12 protein-coding genes are annotated in these 15,987 nt (G+C 37.5%); 9 read left to right on the top strand and 3 right to left on the bottom strand.

Features of this window, described 5'->3' with window-relative positions; translation table 11 throughout:
• Positions 1-42: 42 nt before the first annotated feature.
• The gene (locus tag QM491_RS13150; RefSeq protein ID WP_283327948.1) at positions 43-1,785 is read left to right on the top strand and encodes a RagB/SusD family nutrient uptake outer membrane protein; all 1,743 of its coding nucleotides are present in this window, start codon (positions 43-45) and stop codon (positions 1,783-1,785) included.
• Between the two features lie 84 nt (positions 1,786-1,869).
• Positions 1,870-5,418 (top strand): CRTAC1 family protein, encoded by a 3,549-nt coding sequence (locus QM491_RS13145; protein WP_283327947.1) that lies wholly within the window; start codon positions 1,870-1,872, stop codon positions 5,416-5,418.
• Between the two features lie 37 nt (positions 5,419-5,455).
• On the opposite strand, the gene QM491_RS13140 is transcribed toward QM491_RS13145, so the two are convergent.
• A complete protein-coding gene (locus tag QM491_RS13140) occupies positions 5,456-7,783 on the bottom strand; it encodes a penicillin-binding protein 1A (protein WP_283327946.1) in 2,328 nt (775 codons plus the stop codon).
• Between the two features lie 258 nt (positions 7,784-8,041).
• Positions 8,042-8,695, bottom strand: a complete 654-nt coding sequence (locus tag QM491_RS13135) for a phosphatase PAP2 family protein (RefSeq protein WP_283327945.1) — start codon at positions 8,693-8,695, stop codon at positions 8,042-8,044.
• Positions 8,696-8,996: 301 nt separating this feature from the next.
• Between QM491_RS13135 and QM491_RS13130 the strand changes: the two genes are divergently transcribed.
• The 7 genes from QM491_RS13130 to accC all read left to right on the top strand — a co-directional run bounded on the left by QM491_RS13130 (position 8,997) and on the right by accC (position 15,012).
• Positions 8,997-9,641: a YceD family protein gene (locus tag QM491_RS13130; protein WP_283327944.1), complete on the top strand. Its 645-nt coding sequence runs from the start codon at positions 8,997-8,999 to the stop codon at positions 9,639-9,641.
• A 64-nt stretch (positions 9,642-9,705) separates the two neighbouring features.
• Positions 9,706-9,900: a 50S ribosomal protein L32 gene (rpmF, locus tag QM491_RS13125; protein WP_095161299.1), complete on the top strand. Its 195-nt coding sequence runs from the start codon at positions 9,706-9,708 to the stop codon at positions 9,898-9,900.
• A 164-nt stretch (positions 9,901-10,064) separates the two neighbouring features.
• On the top strand, positions 10,065-11,006 hold the full coding sequence (gene plsX, locus QM491_RS13120) for a phosphate acyltransferase PlsX (RefSeq protein ID WP_283327943.1): 942 nt from the start codon (positions 10,065-10,067) through the stop codon (positions 11,004-11,006).
• A gap of 84 nt (positions 11,007-11,090) precedes the next feature.
• On the top strand, positions 11,091-12,080 hold the full coding sequence (locus QM491_RS13115) for a beta-ketoacyl-ACP synthase III (RefSeq protein WP_283327942.1): 990 nt from the start codon (positions 11,091-11,093) through the stop codon (positions 12,078-12,080).
• Positions 12,081-12,274: 194 nt separating this feature from the next.
• Positions 12,275-12,838 (top strand): elongation factor P, encoded by a 564-nt coding sequence (gene efp / locus QM491_RS13110; protein ID WP_283327941.1) that lies wholly within the window; start codon positions 12,275-12,277, stop codon positions 12,836-12,838.
• A 223-nt stretch (positions 12,839-13,061) separates the two neighbouring features.
• Positions 13,062-13,529 carry an acetyl-CoA carboxylase biotin carboxyl carrier protein gene (gene accB, locus QM491_RS13105; protein ID WP_283327940.1) on the top strand — a complete coding sequence of 156 codons (468 nt, stop codon included), beginning with the start codon at positions 13,062-13,064 and terminating at the stop codon, positions 13,527-13,529.
• 139 nt (positions 13,530-13,668) lie between these two features.
• Entirely contained in the window at positions 13,669-15,012 is a 1,344-nt protein-coding gene (gene accC / locus QM491_RS13100) for an acetyl-CoA carboxylase biotin carboxylase subunit (RefSeq protein WP_166549956.1), read from the top strand.
• Between the two features lie 56 nt (positions 15,013-15,068).
• Here the strand turns inward: accC and QM491_RS13095 are convergent, their stop codons facing one another.
• Complete coding sequence (locus QM491_RS13095; protein WP_283327939.1) at positions 15,069-15,788, bottom strand: LytR/AlgR family response regulator transcription factor; 720 nt, start codon at positions 15,786-15,788, stop codon at positions 15,069-15,071.
• Positions 15,789-15,987: the final 199 nt, after the last annotated feature.

Raw genomic sequence — 15,987 nt, 5'->3', positions numbered from 1 at the left:
ATCAAAAAAGAAATTATACAACCAATTAAAACAGGATTGATAATGAGAAAATATATAAATAGTAAAGTTTTAATATCGTCAGTATTTTTATCAACGATATTGGTAACAGCCTGTAAGGATAGTTTCTTGGAGGTACCTCCAACTGGCCAGTTAGCAAATGCTCAGTTAACATCAAAAGCAGGTATTGAAGGCTCATTGATTGGAGCTTATAGTATGTTGAACGGTAGAGGTGTCCGTTTAGCAAGTAGTGCAAACTGGGTATTTGGTAGTATTTTAGGAGGTGAAGCTAATAAAGGCACAAACTCAGGTGACTATACTGCTATCAACCCAATTCAGAGATTTGAAACTCCTCCAACAAATACTGAAATTAACGATACTTGGAGAGTGAAGTACGAAGGTATTCAGCGTTGTAACACAACTTTAGCATCGCTTGCAAAAGCTGGCTCAGACGTGACTGCTGACGATAAGAAACGTATTTCAGGTGAGGCTCGTTTCTTGAGAGGGCACTATTATTTTGAATTGAAAAAACTGTACAACAACGTTCCATATATTGATGAAACAATGGATTATGGTACAGGTATTGAAAAAGTTACAAATGCTACAGATGTTTGGCCTAAGATTGAGGCAGATTTGAAGTATGCAATGGATAACCTTCCTGAAACTCAGGCTGCTGCTGGTAGAGCTAACAAATGGGCTGCTGCTGCTTATTTAGGTAAAGCTTATTTGTTTCAAAAGAAATATACTGAAGCTAAAGCAATGTTTGACCAAGTGATTGCAAATGGTAAAACTGCTAATGGTAAAAAGTATGGCTTGGTTACTAAGTATGCTCAAATCTTTAATGCAGAAAACGATAATAACGAAGAATCAGTTTTTGCTATTCAATCGGCTGCAAATACAGGTAGCGTGAACAATGCTAACTCTGATGATGATTTGAACTACCCATATAACACTGGTTCTAGTGGTCCTGGTAACTGTTGTGGTTTCTTCCAACCAAGTTTCGAGTTGGCAAACTCTTTCCGTACAGATGCTAACGGCTTACCATTATTAGATGGTTCATATAACAGTGCTGCAAACGCTTTGAAAACGGATTTTGGTATTCAGTCATCAGCTGCATTTACTCCTGATGCTGGTAACCTTGACCCTCGTTTGGACCACTCAGTAGGTCGTCGTGGTATTCCTTATTTAGATTGGCAAGACCACCCGGGATTTGACTGGATTCGTGACCAATCTTATGCAGGTCCATACTCACCGAAGAAATATATTTATTACAAGTCTCAAGAAGGAACTTTAACAGACGGTAGCTCTTGGACTCGTGGATATGCTGCAATGAACAAGCCTCTTATTCGTTTTGCAGATGTATTGTTGATGGCTGCTGAATGCGAAATTGAAGTTGGTAGCTTAGAAACAGCTCGTAATTACGTGAATTTAGTTCGTGCTAGAGCGGCTAATCCAGCTAGCTGGGTAACTAAAAATGGTGCTCCTGCTGCTAAATACGTAATTGGTACTTACACTGCGGCTTGGACTGATAAGGCTGTTGCGCGTACTGCAGTTCGTTTTGAGCGTAAACTTGAATTATCTGGTGAAGGCCACCGTTTCTTCGACTTAGTTCGTTGGGGTATTGCTGAATCAACAATTAACGCTTACTTGAGTTATGAAGGAGCTAAATTGATTACAGCTTTGGGTAGTGCTAAATTTACAGCAAACAAAAACGAGTACTTACCAATTCCTCAAACTCAAATTGATATTCAAGGTAAAGATATCTTGAAGCAAAACCCTGGTTATTAATTTTAACCAATTGTAAATTGCTTTAATACAAAAGAGATGGTATATATTGCCATCTCTTTTTTTATAAGATTTAACTCTAATATCATGAAAAAACTATTACGACTTTGTATCTGTTTACTCCCTGTTGTTTGGCAAGTTTCGTGTACTAATGATACAGCATTGTTTACTCAACTCAATGCAGAAGACACAGGTATTACGTTCTCAAATAGAATTACAGAGAGTGATACGATGAATGTTCTTACTTTTGAATATATCAATAATGGTGGGGGCGTTGCCGTGGGCGATTTTAATAACGATAGCTTGCCTGATGTCTATTTTACAGGAAATATGGTTAGCAATAAATTATACTTGAATAAAGGTGATTTTAAGTTTGACGATGTTACTGCAAAAGCAGGCGTGGATGGGGCTAAAAAATGGTGTTCTGGGGTGGCTATTGTAGATATTAATAATGATAACAAATTAGATATTTATGTATGTGCTACAGCTAAAAAAGTGGCTTCTGAACGTGCTAATTTGTTGTATGTTAACCAAGGTGTAGATAAAAATAATGTACCTATTTTTAAAGAAATGGCACAAGAGTATGGTATTGCTGACACAACTCATACCACCAATGCTGCTTTCTTTGACTATGATAATGATGGTGACCTCGACCTTTATGTACTTGTCAACGAAATGGATGATACCCGTTTTCCGAACAAGTACCACGAAAAAATTGTAGATGGTTCTTCAAAAAGAACTGATAGACTTTATAGAAATGATTGGGATCCTGTCAAAAAACATCCAGTTTATACTGATGTGTCTAAACAGGCAGGAATTCAGATTGAGGGATATGGCTTGGGACTCAATATCACAGATATCAATCGTGATGGCTGGAAAGATATTTATGTGACCAATGACTATTTAACCAATGATTTGCTTTATATCAATAACCATGATGGCACATTTACCGACCAAGCAAGTTTGTACTTTAAACATACTTCTTACTCTGCAATGGGAAATGATGTAAGTGATATTAACAATGATGGATTGGTTGACATTATTGCATTAGATATGATGCCAGAGTCGAACTATCGTAAAAAAATGATGACTCCCGCCAATAACTATGTAACCTATCAAAATAATGAGCAATATGGTTATGGCTATCAATATCCACGAAATACCCTTCAGGTTAATTTAGGAAAAGACCCTTACTCGCATCGTCCGTTATTTAGTGAAGTAGGCTTGTTGGCTGGTGTAGCAGAAACAGATTGGAGCTGGACTCCTATGGTAACAGATTTTGACAATGATGGTCTTCGTGACATAATTATCACCAATGGCTTTCCTCGTGATATTACTGACCAGGACTTTATTGCCTATCGTGCGTCTATGTCGAGTATCATGACTCGTATGATGTTGTTGGATTCGATTCCTTCTGTCAAAATCAAAAACTTTGCTTACAAAAATAAAGGAGATTTGAAATTTGATGATGTAACAGAAGCTTGGGGTATTACACAACCTAGTTTTTCAAATGGAGCAGCCTATGCTGATTTAGATAATGATGGCGATTTGGATTACATCGTTAATAATATCAATGATTCGGCATCTGTTTTTAGAAATAATGTGATTCAACAGAAACCAAGTGAAAGCAATTACCTCAAAGTTCAGCTTAAAGGTAGCAAAGACAATGTTCAAGGATATGGCGCATGGGTTGAAATTGCGTATGCAAATGGTCAAAAACAAGTGTATGAATATACGCCATATCGTGGATATCTGTCGAGCGTAGACCCAACTGCACATTTTGGTTTGGGTAAAACACAAACTGTGACAGAGGTAAAAGTAACATGGCAAAGCGGTAAAGGACAAATTTTTAAAAATGTCAAAACTAATACAACCTTGTATGTCGACGAAGCTCAAGCTCAGGTATTGCCCGATGATAAAGAAAATGCTGTAAGCCCTTTATTAGTAGATATTACTGATGTAATCAATACAGGATATATTCATCAAGAACAAGATATTATTGATTTTAACGTCCAAAAGTTACTGCCTCATAAATTCTCACAGTTTGGGCCAGCACTGGCAGTAGGAGATGTCAATGGCGACGGATTGGATGATATTTTTGTAGGTGGTGCAAGTCAATATAAAGGACGTTTCTTGTTACAAAATGCCACAGGTAAATTTGAGGTAAAAGACTTTTTGCCGGGGCTTGAAGGAAAAGAAAAGCTCTCTGAAGATATGGGAGTATTGCTTTTTGATGCTGAAAAAGATGGAGATTTAGATTTGTACGTAGTAAGTGGAAGTTATGAATTCCCTGCGGGAGACCAAAACTACAAAGACCATTTGTTTATCAATGACGGAAAAGGACACTTTCAGTCTGCTGATCAAGCTATTCCTGCTTTACTAAAGAGTGGCTCTTGTATCAAAGCTGTGGATTATGACCGAGATGGCGATTTGGATTTGTTTATTGGGGGTAGAGTAGAGCCAGGAGCATATCCTAAGCCAGTGAATAGTTATATTCTTCGTAATGAGGCTCCACAATTGAAGTTTACAGATGTTACTGCTCAGGTAGCACCGCAATTGAATCAAATTGGTTTGATTTGTGATGCTTTATGGACAGATTATGACAATGATGGTTGGATGGATTTAGCATTGGCTGGTGAGTTTATGCCAATTACTTTCTTGAAAAACCAAAATGGTAAGTTAGTTTCATCAAAAGAAACAGGTATTGAATCCTATAAAGGTTGGTGGAATAGTCTTAGTGCAGGTGATTTTGACAATGATGGTGATATGGATTATGTGGCAGGTAACTTGGGACTAAACTCTTTGAATCGTGCTTCAGACTCGAATCCTATTACTGTTTACGCAAAAGATTTTAATAACGATGGACATTATGACGCTATTCCTACGGTATTTTACAAAGACTTGGATGGTGTTCGCAAAGAGTTTCCATTCAATACTCGTGATGATTTAGCAAAGCAGTTTATCCAAACTCGTCAACGTTTTGATTCGTATGCAAAATATGCCAAAGCTACTATCAATGAAGTCTTAAAACCTGAAGAATTGAAGGATGCTATTATCTTAAAAGCAAATTGGATGAAAACAAGCTATCTTGAAAACCAAGGAAATGGTAAGTTTAAGATAAAAGAGTTGCCTATCCAAACGCAATTTGCTCCTGTATTTGGTATGGTGGTACAAGACTTCGATCAAGATGGTAACTTGGATATACTCATAACGGGGAATGACTATTCAACGGAGTTAACTGTTGGACGTATGGACGGGTCACAGGGAAATCTTCTGAAAGGTGATGGAAAAGGAGGTTTTACAGTACTACCAATTGACCAAAGTGGTTATCGTGTAACTGGAGATGCCAAAGCATTAGTAGAGCTTCAGTCTGCAAAAGGTAGTTTATTGACTGTTACTTCTCAAAATAGAGATAAATTGAAGTTTTTCGAAAGTTCCAAACCTTATAAAGTGCTCAAGCTCGCACCAAACGAAAGTAGTGCATTGTTGACACTTAAAAATGGTAAAACTCGGAAAGTAGAAATTCCTTATGGTTCATCGTTTTTGTCACAATCAGCTCACAAACTCATAGTAGGAAGTGATGTCATAAAAGCTCAAGCAATGAATGAAAAAGGTCAGAAGAGAATGTTAAACTAAATTAAAATAGAAAAGGGGCGTAAGCCCCTTTTCTATTTTAATTCAAAAATCCATCTTCATCTTTAGGTTTTACCGTTGGCGATTGAACTTGTGTCGAATCGCTTGGAGCAGCATAACAGTTAATATCTACGCCATCTGGTTTATTGAAAGGTTCCTTCTTGTATCCTGCAATCCTGAGTGAAGGGTCAGCATATACCTTATCCATAAACATCGCATAGGCGGGCATGGCCATTTTGGCACCTTGCCCCAAACTAATACTACGGAAGTGAATACTACGGTCATCGCCACCAACCCAAACACCACCGACTAAACTTTGTGTTATGCCCATAAACCAACCATCTGAGTAGTTGGATGTAGTACCTGTTTTAGCACCTATTTCGTTACCTTGTGCGCAACTATAGCGACGCAAACCCTCAGCAGTACCTCCTGGTTCTTGCACAGCACCTTGAAGCATGTGTACCATTTTATAGGCTGTTTCTTTATTCATTACTTGCTTAGTAGTAGTTTCAAAACGGCGAAGCTCGTTCCCATTTTTATCTTCAATACTTACAATCAAAAGTGGCTCAATACGATAGCCTTCATTTACAAAAGAACAGTAAGCATCTACTTGCTCAAATATAGATACTTCACTCGCCCCTAAACATAGAGCTGGCGTTTCGTTCAAAGGACTTGTGATACCAACACGATGAGCAAATTCTGCTACCTTTTGAGGTCCTAGCTGTTTCATCAATTTTGCCGAAACTGTATTGATAGAACGAGCCATTGCTCTACGCAAAGACATACTTTGATAAGAGTATTTTCCGTCAGAGTTTTGGGGCGTCCATGATTTCATAATACCATCTTCTTGTCCGAAAGTAACTGGCTCATCAACTACATAATCACATGGAGTCACTATGTCGCTTTCGATAGCCGAAGCATATACAAAAGGCTTGAAAGTAGAACCAGGCTGGCGTTTACTTTGACGAACGTGGTCATATTTGAAATACTTGAAGTTAATACCTCCAACCCACGCTTTTACATGCCCATTATTAGGATCCATAGCCATAAAACCAGCATTCAAAATTCTTTTGTAATAATTCAAAGAATCTAACGGAGAAAGTGTAGTGTCTTTTTCACCTTGCCACGAAAATACCGTCATACGTACTGGTTTCTTGAGTACTTCCCATACTTTATCTTCGTCTCCATCCATTTCTTCCATTAATTGACGATAACGGTCAGTACGCTTCATAGCATCTTTCAAGAAGCCTTTGATTTCACGCATGTGCTCATCAACCCAAGGATTACGTCCTTTCCAGTGTTCATAAAACTTTTTTTGTTGAGCCATCATGTGCTCACGCATCGACTCCTCTGCGTATTGTTGCATACGAGAGTCGAGTGTTGTATGAATTTTTAAGCCACTGGTATAAAGATTTAATTGCTCATCATCGCCTCTACTTTGGTTGAGGTCTTCAATAATAGCAATCAGCTGTTTTTTAATAGCTTCTCTGAAGTAGGGTGCCAAACCAGTGTTATGGTTTTCAACCTTGAATTTCAAAAGTATAGCCTGATCTTGTAGTTCTTGAGCTTCTGATTCAGGAAGATACCCATACTTTACCATTTGTGCCAAAACTGTATTTCGACGAATAAGACATTTTTCTGGACGTCTTCTTGGGTCGTAAAGGTTAGGGTTTTGTAGCATTCCAACCAATGTAGCAGCTTCATTGACACTCACATTGCCCACTTCTTTACTGAAATAGGTTTTACAAGCTACTCTGATTCCATAAGCATTATTTCCAAACTCTACCTCGTTGAGGTACATTTTCATGATTTCTTGTTTGGTATATCTACTTTCTAAGCGAATTGCCAAAATCCATTCCTTTGTTTTGGCAATTATCGTACTAATTTTTGGAATACGCATCAACAGACCTTTATATTCCATGCCGTCTTCAGCAGATTCGGCACGACGAGTGTTGAATAGGTTTTTGGCTAATTGTTGGGTAATAGTACTACCACCACCTGCTGTACCAAAACTAGTCACTACACGAAATGTACTGCGTAAATCTATACCTGAGTGCTTGGCAAAACGAGCATCTTCGGTTGCCATCAAGGCATTGATAATATTGGGCGAAAGTTCTTCGAATTCTACTGGACTACGGTTTTCTCTGAAATATTTGGTTAGTTCTACACCGTCTTCCGAAATTAAAACAGAGGCTAATTGGCTTTTAGGATTTTCAAGCTCTTGGAGACTAGGCATTCCTCCAAACAACCAGAAGAAGTTATAGTTAACAGCTAGAACATATAAAACAAGTGCAATAAAACCACGAATAGACCACTTCCAGAGACTTTGGATGGTACGTTGGTATTTACCGGGTTGGAGTTTTATCATGAGTTTATAGTTATGACTTGAGTCGTTTATAGGGTTTAAAAAGTTTTGATGTAAGAGCGTTGATGTATTTGGGTATATTCAATGTTATTTCCAAAATCTGCCATCTAACATCTGCAATTAGGGAGTTTCTCTTTTACAAATTTAAAAATTTAATACATATACGCTTGATTTACCAGAAAAGTATTCGAGTCTATCATAATTATTGAGTAAATGGATAATTTTTGATACCCAAAAATATTTTAATATTTTCGGAGCATATCAATTACTACCTGTCAATAACCCTTTTCGACTTAATTGAGGATATTTATTACCAAAATATTTTTGATAGATTTCAACAGATAATATAGCACTTATTATTCCGACGACAGCCCCCCCTAATAAGTCTTCAGGAAAGTGTTGAAAAAGATATGGCCTAGAATAAGCAGCAAGGAGTGCTAATCCAAGAAAAACGGGACTCAGGGCAGATTTCTTAGAAAAAAACACCCAAAGAGTAAATACACAAAATGCACTAGTTGTATGACCTGAAGGAAAACTATTAAAGCCATGGAGTTCAACACCATTTACATATTTCCAAGGGTATGATATATCTTTAAAAAACTCACTAGGTCGTAAGGTTTGAAACGAAAACTTTAAACCTTGTGAAATAATTGTACTAATAGCAAAAGCGATAGTGCCGATTATTGCATACTTGTATCTTAATAATAGCCAAATAATAATCGTAATAGCGAAAAACCATCCTTCCCCCAACTGGGTCGCCCACCAAAAAAAAGAGTCGGTCCATAAAGTTCGATGGGTATTAATCCAAATCATTTGGTCTAACTTGGGCGTTTCTAAAACCCACACCAGACTCACAAACCACACAAGGATAAAAGGAATAAAAAAAGAGAGATTATTTTTCAAAAGATTTTTCATAACTACAAAGTTCGTAAAAATTGAGCCTCCTTCAAACTCTCTTGTTTTGATAGTAGACTAAATACTGCCAAACCTATTGGTGTAGTAAGTGGTTCATTGCCTGAGAATTAATAAAAAATCTTTTTCTCAAAAGTATTGCTTCGAATTGTTGTCATTTTCAAAAAAAGTACCTAATTTTGCAGTCTTTTCTGGATAACCTAGCTTTAGGTTAGCTTAAAAGCATGTGTGCAATACAAAATACATAGTTGTGTAGAGTATCCAAACCAAGTCTGTTTTACAGACCTTTATTTGATTAAAAGCCTTGAAAAAGAATTATTTAGCAAATTATAAGATTGATATCTTTCGCCTTGAAAACAAGCAGTATGTGCATGAGTTTGAGGGCGATAGTCAGTTTTTTGCTGAGTACGAACAAGATGAAATCGGAAAAGGAAACTTCAAAGCAAAAGTAAATTTAGACAAATCAGAAACGATGATTCAGTTACTTTATGAAATTGAAGCAGTCGTAGAATTAACTTGTGATAGAAGTCTTGAGCAGTTTGAGTACCCTATTAGCATCACAAAAAAAATGATTCTGAAGTTTGCTGATCGTACTGAAGAAGTCACGGATGAACTGATGTTAATCGACCGTCATGTACAACAGATTAATGTAGCACAAGATATATTTGACTTCATATTTCTGGAAATTCCGATTAAGAGATTGCACCCCAAATTTGAACAAGAAGAAGTAGAGGGGGACGATGAGGAAGACTGGGACGACGATGACTTGCTTTGGGAAGATGAAGAAGGAGAGTTTGTTTATACCACTGAAGGCGGAGATGACGACGACGAGGATGAAGAAGAAGAAGAATATGAAGAGGAGGAGGAAGAAAGCCCCGAAGATGACCCAGAAGCACCAATAGATCCACGTTGGGCTATATTAAAGAATTTGAAAAATAATCAAAATTAATTTTAGAGCAAGAAGCTCGTACATAAGTTAAGTAACAACGTAACAAAATAACGGAAATAAGAAAATGGCACATCCTAAACGAAGACATTCGACAACTCGCAGAGATAAGAGACGTTCACATGATTTTGCTACTCCAAAAGCAATCACTGTAGACCCAACTACTGGCGAAATTCACTTGCGTCACCGTGCACACGTATTCGAAGGTAACCTTTACTACAAAGGTAAAATGGTAGTAGAAGGTTATGCTGCACAAGCGTAATTGATACAATATTTTAGGTATTAAATAGGCTAAAGTTTCTGATTATCAGAGGTATAGCTGATAAATGTGTTTTTTAATATATAAAAAACACAAAAAAATACTGTTTTCAACTTCTTAAAATGCTATTTTTGCAGTTACCAATTTTGCGTAAACAAAAATAACCAATGAATATAGGAGTTGATGCAATGGGCGGCGACTTCGCCCCGCAAGCCATAGTTGAAGGAGCAGTATTAGCAGCTAATGAGTTGCCCGAAGGAGTGACAATCGTATTGATTGGTCAAACTGAGGCAATTCAAGCAGTTCTTGATAAACAAAATTATACGGGATCAAACATTAAAATTGTTGAGGCTAACGAAACAATTGAAATGGGTGAGCATCCTGTAAAAGCCTTACAAGCTAAACCCAATTCCAGTATCGGAGTTGGGTTTAAACTTTTAAAGACAGGTGAAATCGATTCATTTGGCTCGGCAGGTAATACTGGCGCCATGATGGTTGGGTCACTTTTCTCGATAAAAGCAATTGAGGGTGTTCAGCGTCCTGCAATCGCAGGCTTTGCACCACAGACCAACGGCAAAATGGCCGTAATGGTGGACATTGGTGCCAATGCCGATGTGAAGCCAGAAATGCTTGAGCAATTCGGTTTGTTAGGTTCTATTTATTACCAAGCAACAACAGGGGAGGAAAATCCCAAAGTAGGATTGATGAACATTGGAGAAGAAGCTGAAAAAGGTTCTGTCATTGCTCAACAAGCCCATAAACTAATGAAGGAAAATACAAAAATGAACTTCATTGGTAATATCGAAGGAAAAGATTTCTTTAAAGGAAAAGCCGATGTGATTGTAACAGATGGCTTTACTGGAAATATCCTTTTAAAAATGGGTGAATCATTATATGGTATCATGAAAGATCAAGGTGTTGAAACCAATTTCCTTGACAAAACTAATTATGAAGCCGTAGGAGGTAGTCCAATCGTTGGAGTAAATGGCAATGTTATCATTGCACATGGTGCTTCATCGGCAAAAGCTATTAAAAATATGATTCATCTTTCTACTAAAATCGTAGAATCTAAAGTTACAGAAAAGATCAAAGAAGCACTGAGTGCATAGGGAGTGCTCCTGCCAACTACCGTGTGGCGTTTGAATACACCACACATAATGCTGGTTCGCAGGGCACTATTTATATTATTGAACATGACAAAGATCATTGCAGCAATTACAGGTGTTCAGGGATATGTGCCAGAGGAAGTATTAACTAACGCTGACTTAGCAAAAATTGTTGATACCACAGATGAATGGATAATCTCCCGTACGGGTATTAAAGAACGCCGTATTTTGCGTGGCGAAGGCCAAGGTACTTCGGTTATGGGAGCTGAAGCTGTAAAAAAATTATTGGAAAAAACCAATACAAAGCCTGAAGAGGTAGATTTGTTGATTTGTGCTACAGTAACTCCTGATCATTTTTTTCCATCAACTGCAAATTTGATTTGTGATAAAGTAGGCATTTCTTTCAATGCTTCCTATGACATTGCAGCGGCTTGCTCAGGCTTTTTGAATGCCTTAGTAACGGGTGCTATGTTTATCGAATCAGGTCGCTATAAGAAAGTAATAGTAGTAGGTGCCGATAAAATGTCAGCTATTGTTGATTATACCGATCGCTCTACTTGCGTTTTGTTTGGCGATGGCGCTGGCGCTGTATTGCTTGAGCCTAGCACTGATGGTTTAGGTCTTCAGGATTTTATCTTAAAATCAGATGGATCAGGGGCTAATCACTTGATTCAGAAAGGTGGGGGTAGTGCATATCCTCCAACACATGAAACGATTGATAATAAGTGGCATCATATTCACCAAGAAGGACAAGCTGTATTTAAGTTTGCTGTAACTCGTATGGCAGATGTTTCGGCTGAAATCATGGAGCGTAATAATCTTTCGGGCGATGATGTAGCCTTTTTGGTACCGCATCAGGCTAATAAACGAATTATTGACGCTACTGCCAACCGAATGGGTGTTGGTCCTGAAAAAGTAATGCTCAATATTCATAAGTACGGAAATACCACTGCCGCTACTATTCCCCTATGTTTGTGGGACTATGAAAGTCAGCTTAAAAAAGGTGATAATCTGATCCTTGCCGCATTTGGTGGAGGCTTTACTTGGGGGAGTGTTTACCTCAAATGGGCGTACTAAAGTATCAAAACAGTAAACTTCCTAGCTAAATTTCATTAAACTGGGTAGTTTACTGTTTTTTTTTGTGCTAAGTTCAGAGAACATTTTTGTAATTTTGCACATTCAAATTTTTGTAATTATCAAATTTGTAACTATTTAGTGTTCAGAAAGCAAAATTGCTTATGGTATTTCTTGTTTTCTAAATAATTGAAAAAATGGCAACTACTGCAGACATCAGAAACGGACTAGTAATCAAATTTAACAACGATCTTTTTTCAGTTGTTGAGTTTTTACACGTAAAGCCAGGCAAAGGCCCTGCTTTTGTAAGAACAAAATTGAAATCATTGACTTCAGGTAAGGTAATCGATAACACGTTCAACTCAGGGGTAGCAATTTTCCCGGTACGTGTAGAGCGTCGTTCTTTCCAATACTTGTATGAAGAGGAGTTTGGTTATACTTTCATGGATAACGAAAACTTTGAACAAGTAACATTGAACAAAGAAATGGTTGAAGGTGCTGACCTCATGAAAGAGGGGCAATTGGTTGAAATCTTAATCAATGCTGAAACAGAACAACCTATTTCTTGCGAAATGCCTCTATTTGTGGAGCTTGTTGTTACTTATACCGAACCAGGTATTAAAGGTGACACAGCCAACTCTCCTAAAAAACCTGCTACTGTTGAAACTGGTGCAACGATTACTGTACCGTTATTCATCCAAAACGATGAGAAAATCAAGGTAGATACTCGTACTTACGAATACGTAGAACGTGTAAAATAATACCCTGCGATAAGTAATTGATTTTCAATAAAGTTTTACTCCTCAAGATTTTACTGGCTCAACTAAAAATACTTATATTTACTGTATCTTTAGTCCTGAATTTATAGGACGTTGTCCTTTTTCGGCCTTAATTTTTGTGAGATGTATTCTTGAAAACAATTACTTATCTGAAATTCCCTTATACGTAAAATTTATCAATTAGACATTGTAACACCAACCTCCAATGGAAAATAAAGAAATCCAAAAGCTATTAGATTTTATTGCTCAATCAACTCTTGATGAGGTAAACATCGAAACTTCTGAGTTGAAACTTTCAGTAAAGCGTTATGGTCAAGCACCAGTGGTACAACAAGTTGTAGCCGCTCCTGCTCCAGTGGCAGTAGCAGCAGCTCCAGTGGCGGCAGCACCAGCAGCACCTGCAACTCCAGCAGCAGCTCCAGCGGTAGCTTCTAACCGTGTGACTATCAAATCTCCAATGATTGGTACATTCTACCGTTCTTCTAGTCCAGACACTCCATCATTCGTTGAAATTGGTTCAGAGGTATCAAAAGGTAAGCCAGTTTGTATCATCGAAGCTATGAAATTATTTAACGAAATCGAATCAGAGGTATCTGGTCGTATCGTTGAGGTATTAGTAGAAAACGCAACTCCAGTTGAGTTTGATCAACCTCTTTTCGTAGTTGAACAATAAGCCACTCTTATTGAATTACCCCATCTATTTGGTTTTATTTTTCAATAAGTCAAAAACACTCAATACTATTAATTGGTTAATAGTACCAGTTAAATGCCGATAGAGATTGTTTGGTTGAGTTTATAACTAAAGCTAAAGAATGTTTAAGAAAATACTTATCGCCAACAGAGGTGAAATTGCCCTCCGTATCATTAGAACATGTAAGGAAATGGGCATCAAAACGGTAGCAATTTATTCTACTGCTGACCGTGAAAGCCTTCACGTAAAATTTGCTGACGAAGCTGTGTGTATTGGCCCACCGCCAAGCCGTCAGTCGTATTTGAACATCCCTGCGATTATTTCAGCTGCCGAAGTTACTGGCGCAGATGCAATCCACCCAGGGTATGGTTTCTTGTCAGAAAATGCTGAGTTCTCTCGTATTTGTTCTGAATATGGTATCAAATTTATTGGTGCTACTGCCGAACAAATCAATTTGATGGGTGACAAAGCTACAGCAAAAGCTACTATGAAAATCGCTGGCGTACCTGTAATTCCAGGTTCAGAAGGCTTGATTGATACCGTAGAGGATGCTAAGCGTATTGCAAAAGATATTGTTTACCCTGTTATCATCAAAGCTACGGCTGGTGGTGGTGGTCGTGGTATGCGTATCATCCGTCATGAAGACGAATTTGAAAAGCTATGGAATGATGCCAAAATGGAAGCGGCAAATGCTTTCGGTAATGATGGTATCTACATGGAAAAATATGTAGAAGAACCACGTCACATCGAAATTCAGGTGGTTGGTGACCAATTTGGTAAAGTGTGTCACCTTTCTGAACGTGATTGTTCTATTCAGCGTCGTCACCAAAAACTTTGTGAAGAAACTCCTTCACCAGCGCTTACTCCAGAACTTCGTGAGAAAATGGGTGAGGCTGCTATCAAAGGTGCTTCTGCTATTAAATATGAAGGAGCAGGTACTGTTGAGTTCTTGGTAGACAAGCATGGCGATTTCTACTTTATGGAAATGAATACTCGTATCCAAGTAGAACACCCGATTACTGAAGAGGTAACCGATTTTGACCTTATCAAAGAACAAATCAAAGTAGCTGCTGGTGTAGCAATTTCGGGTCAAAATTATACCCCAAAATTGTATGCATTAGAGTGTCGTATCAATGCTGAAGATCCAGCAAACGGCTTCCGCCCATCGCCAGGTAAAATTACAAATTTGCACTTGCCAGGTGGTCACGGAGTACGTATCGACAGCCATGTGTATGCAGGCTATACAATTCCACCAAACTATGACTCAATGATTGCGAAAGTAATTGTTTCAGGTCAGAGCCGTGAAGAGGTATTGTTGCGTATGAAGCGTGCTTTGCAAGAGTTCGTAATCGATGGTATCAAAACTACGATTCCATTCCACATTAAATTGATGGATGACGAACGCTTCAAATCAGGTCAATTTACAACTGCTTTTATGGAGAATTTTGATTTGAAAAGCTTGTAGTAATATAGCAAAATAGAATAATAAAAAGGGGCTTTGCATTTGCAAAAGCCCCTTTTTTATGAACCAGATTTTTCTTCAAAAAGTTTTTCGATTGTTTCACGATAAGATACTCCCAAAGGAATTTTTAACTTATCTAGAATTACATGTCTCGACGAAATTCCTGTTACTTTAAATCTTGGAACAAGATATGACTTATGAACACGAATAAAATTAAGAGGCTGAAGCTTTATTTGTAAATCAGAGATAGACTCACTAATCAATACAGGCTTTTCTTTACTAAAAACACGCGTATAAGCTCCTAATGCCTCGATATATTGAATATCATTCACAAAGAATTTTAAAGACTCTCTTCCTGCTTTTAAAAAGATAATTTGCTCTTCCTGAACAACTGGCTTTTGTGACGCTTTATTCTTGATATTAATAGTATCGATAGCTCTATTAACAGCTTTTAAAAATCGCTCAAAACTGAAGGGCTTGAGCAGATAATCTGTTACTCCTACGTCGAATGCTTCCATCGAATAATCGGAGTGGCTCGTAGTAAGAATAATTTGAGGAGGAGCTTCGAGTGTTTTAATCAAATCTAATCCAGAAATTTCGGGCATTTCAACATCAGAAAATAGAATATCTACCCTTCCTTGATGTAACAAAGGAATGGCTTCGATTGGATTACTAAAAACTTGAACGATTTCAAGATGTGGTAACCTTTTGATATTAGTTTCTAAAATTTTCTGAGCGATGTCATCGTCTTCTAAAATGACACATCGATAAATTGTCATGAATTAGGTGAATTATTCTTTTAAATTGGCTAAAAGATATGGTAACTTCTAGAGTTAATCTTGGGAAGGTCTTATTAATTTGGCAAAAAGCATAAAGGGATAATACCAAGAATACTTTTTGCATCGCAACTTACGTGATTTTTATTAAAAAATAAAATATAAGTAATCGGATAAAATAAATAGATGGTATATTAAAAAT

Origin of the sequence: Flectobacillus longus (assembly GCF_030056705.1) — a bacterium.
Classification (GTDB): Bacteria; Bacteroidota; Bacteroidia; order Cytophagales; family Spirosomataceae; genus Flectobacillus; species Flectobacillus longus.
This window is presented reverse-complemented; position numbering and strand designations above follow the sequence as displayed.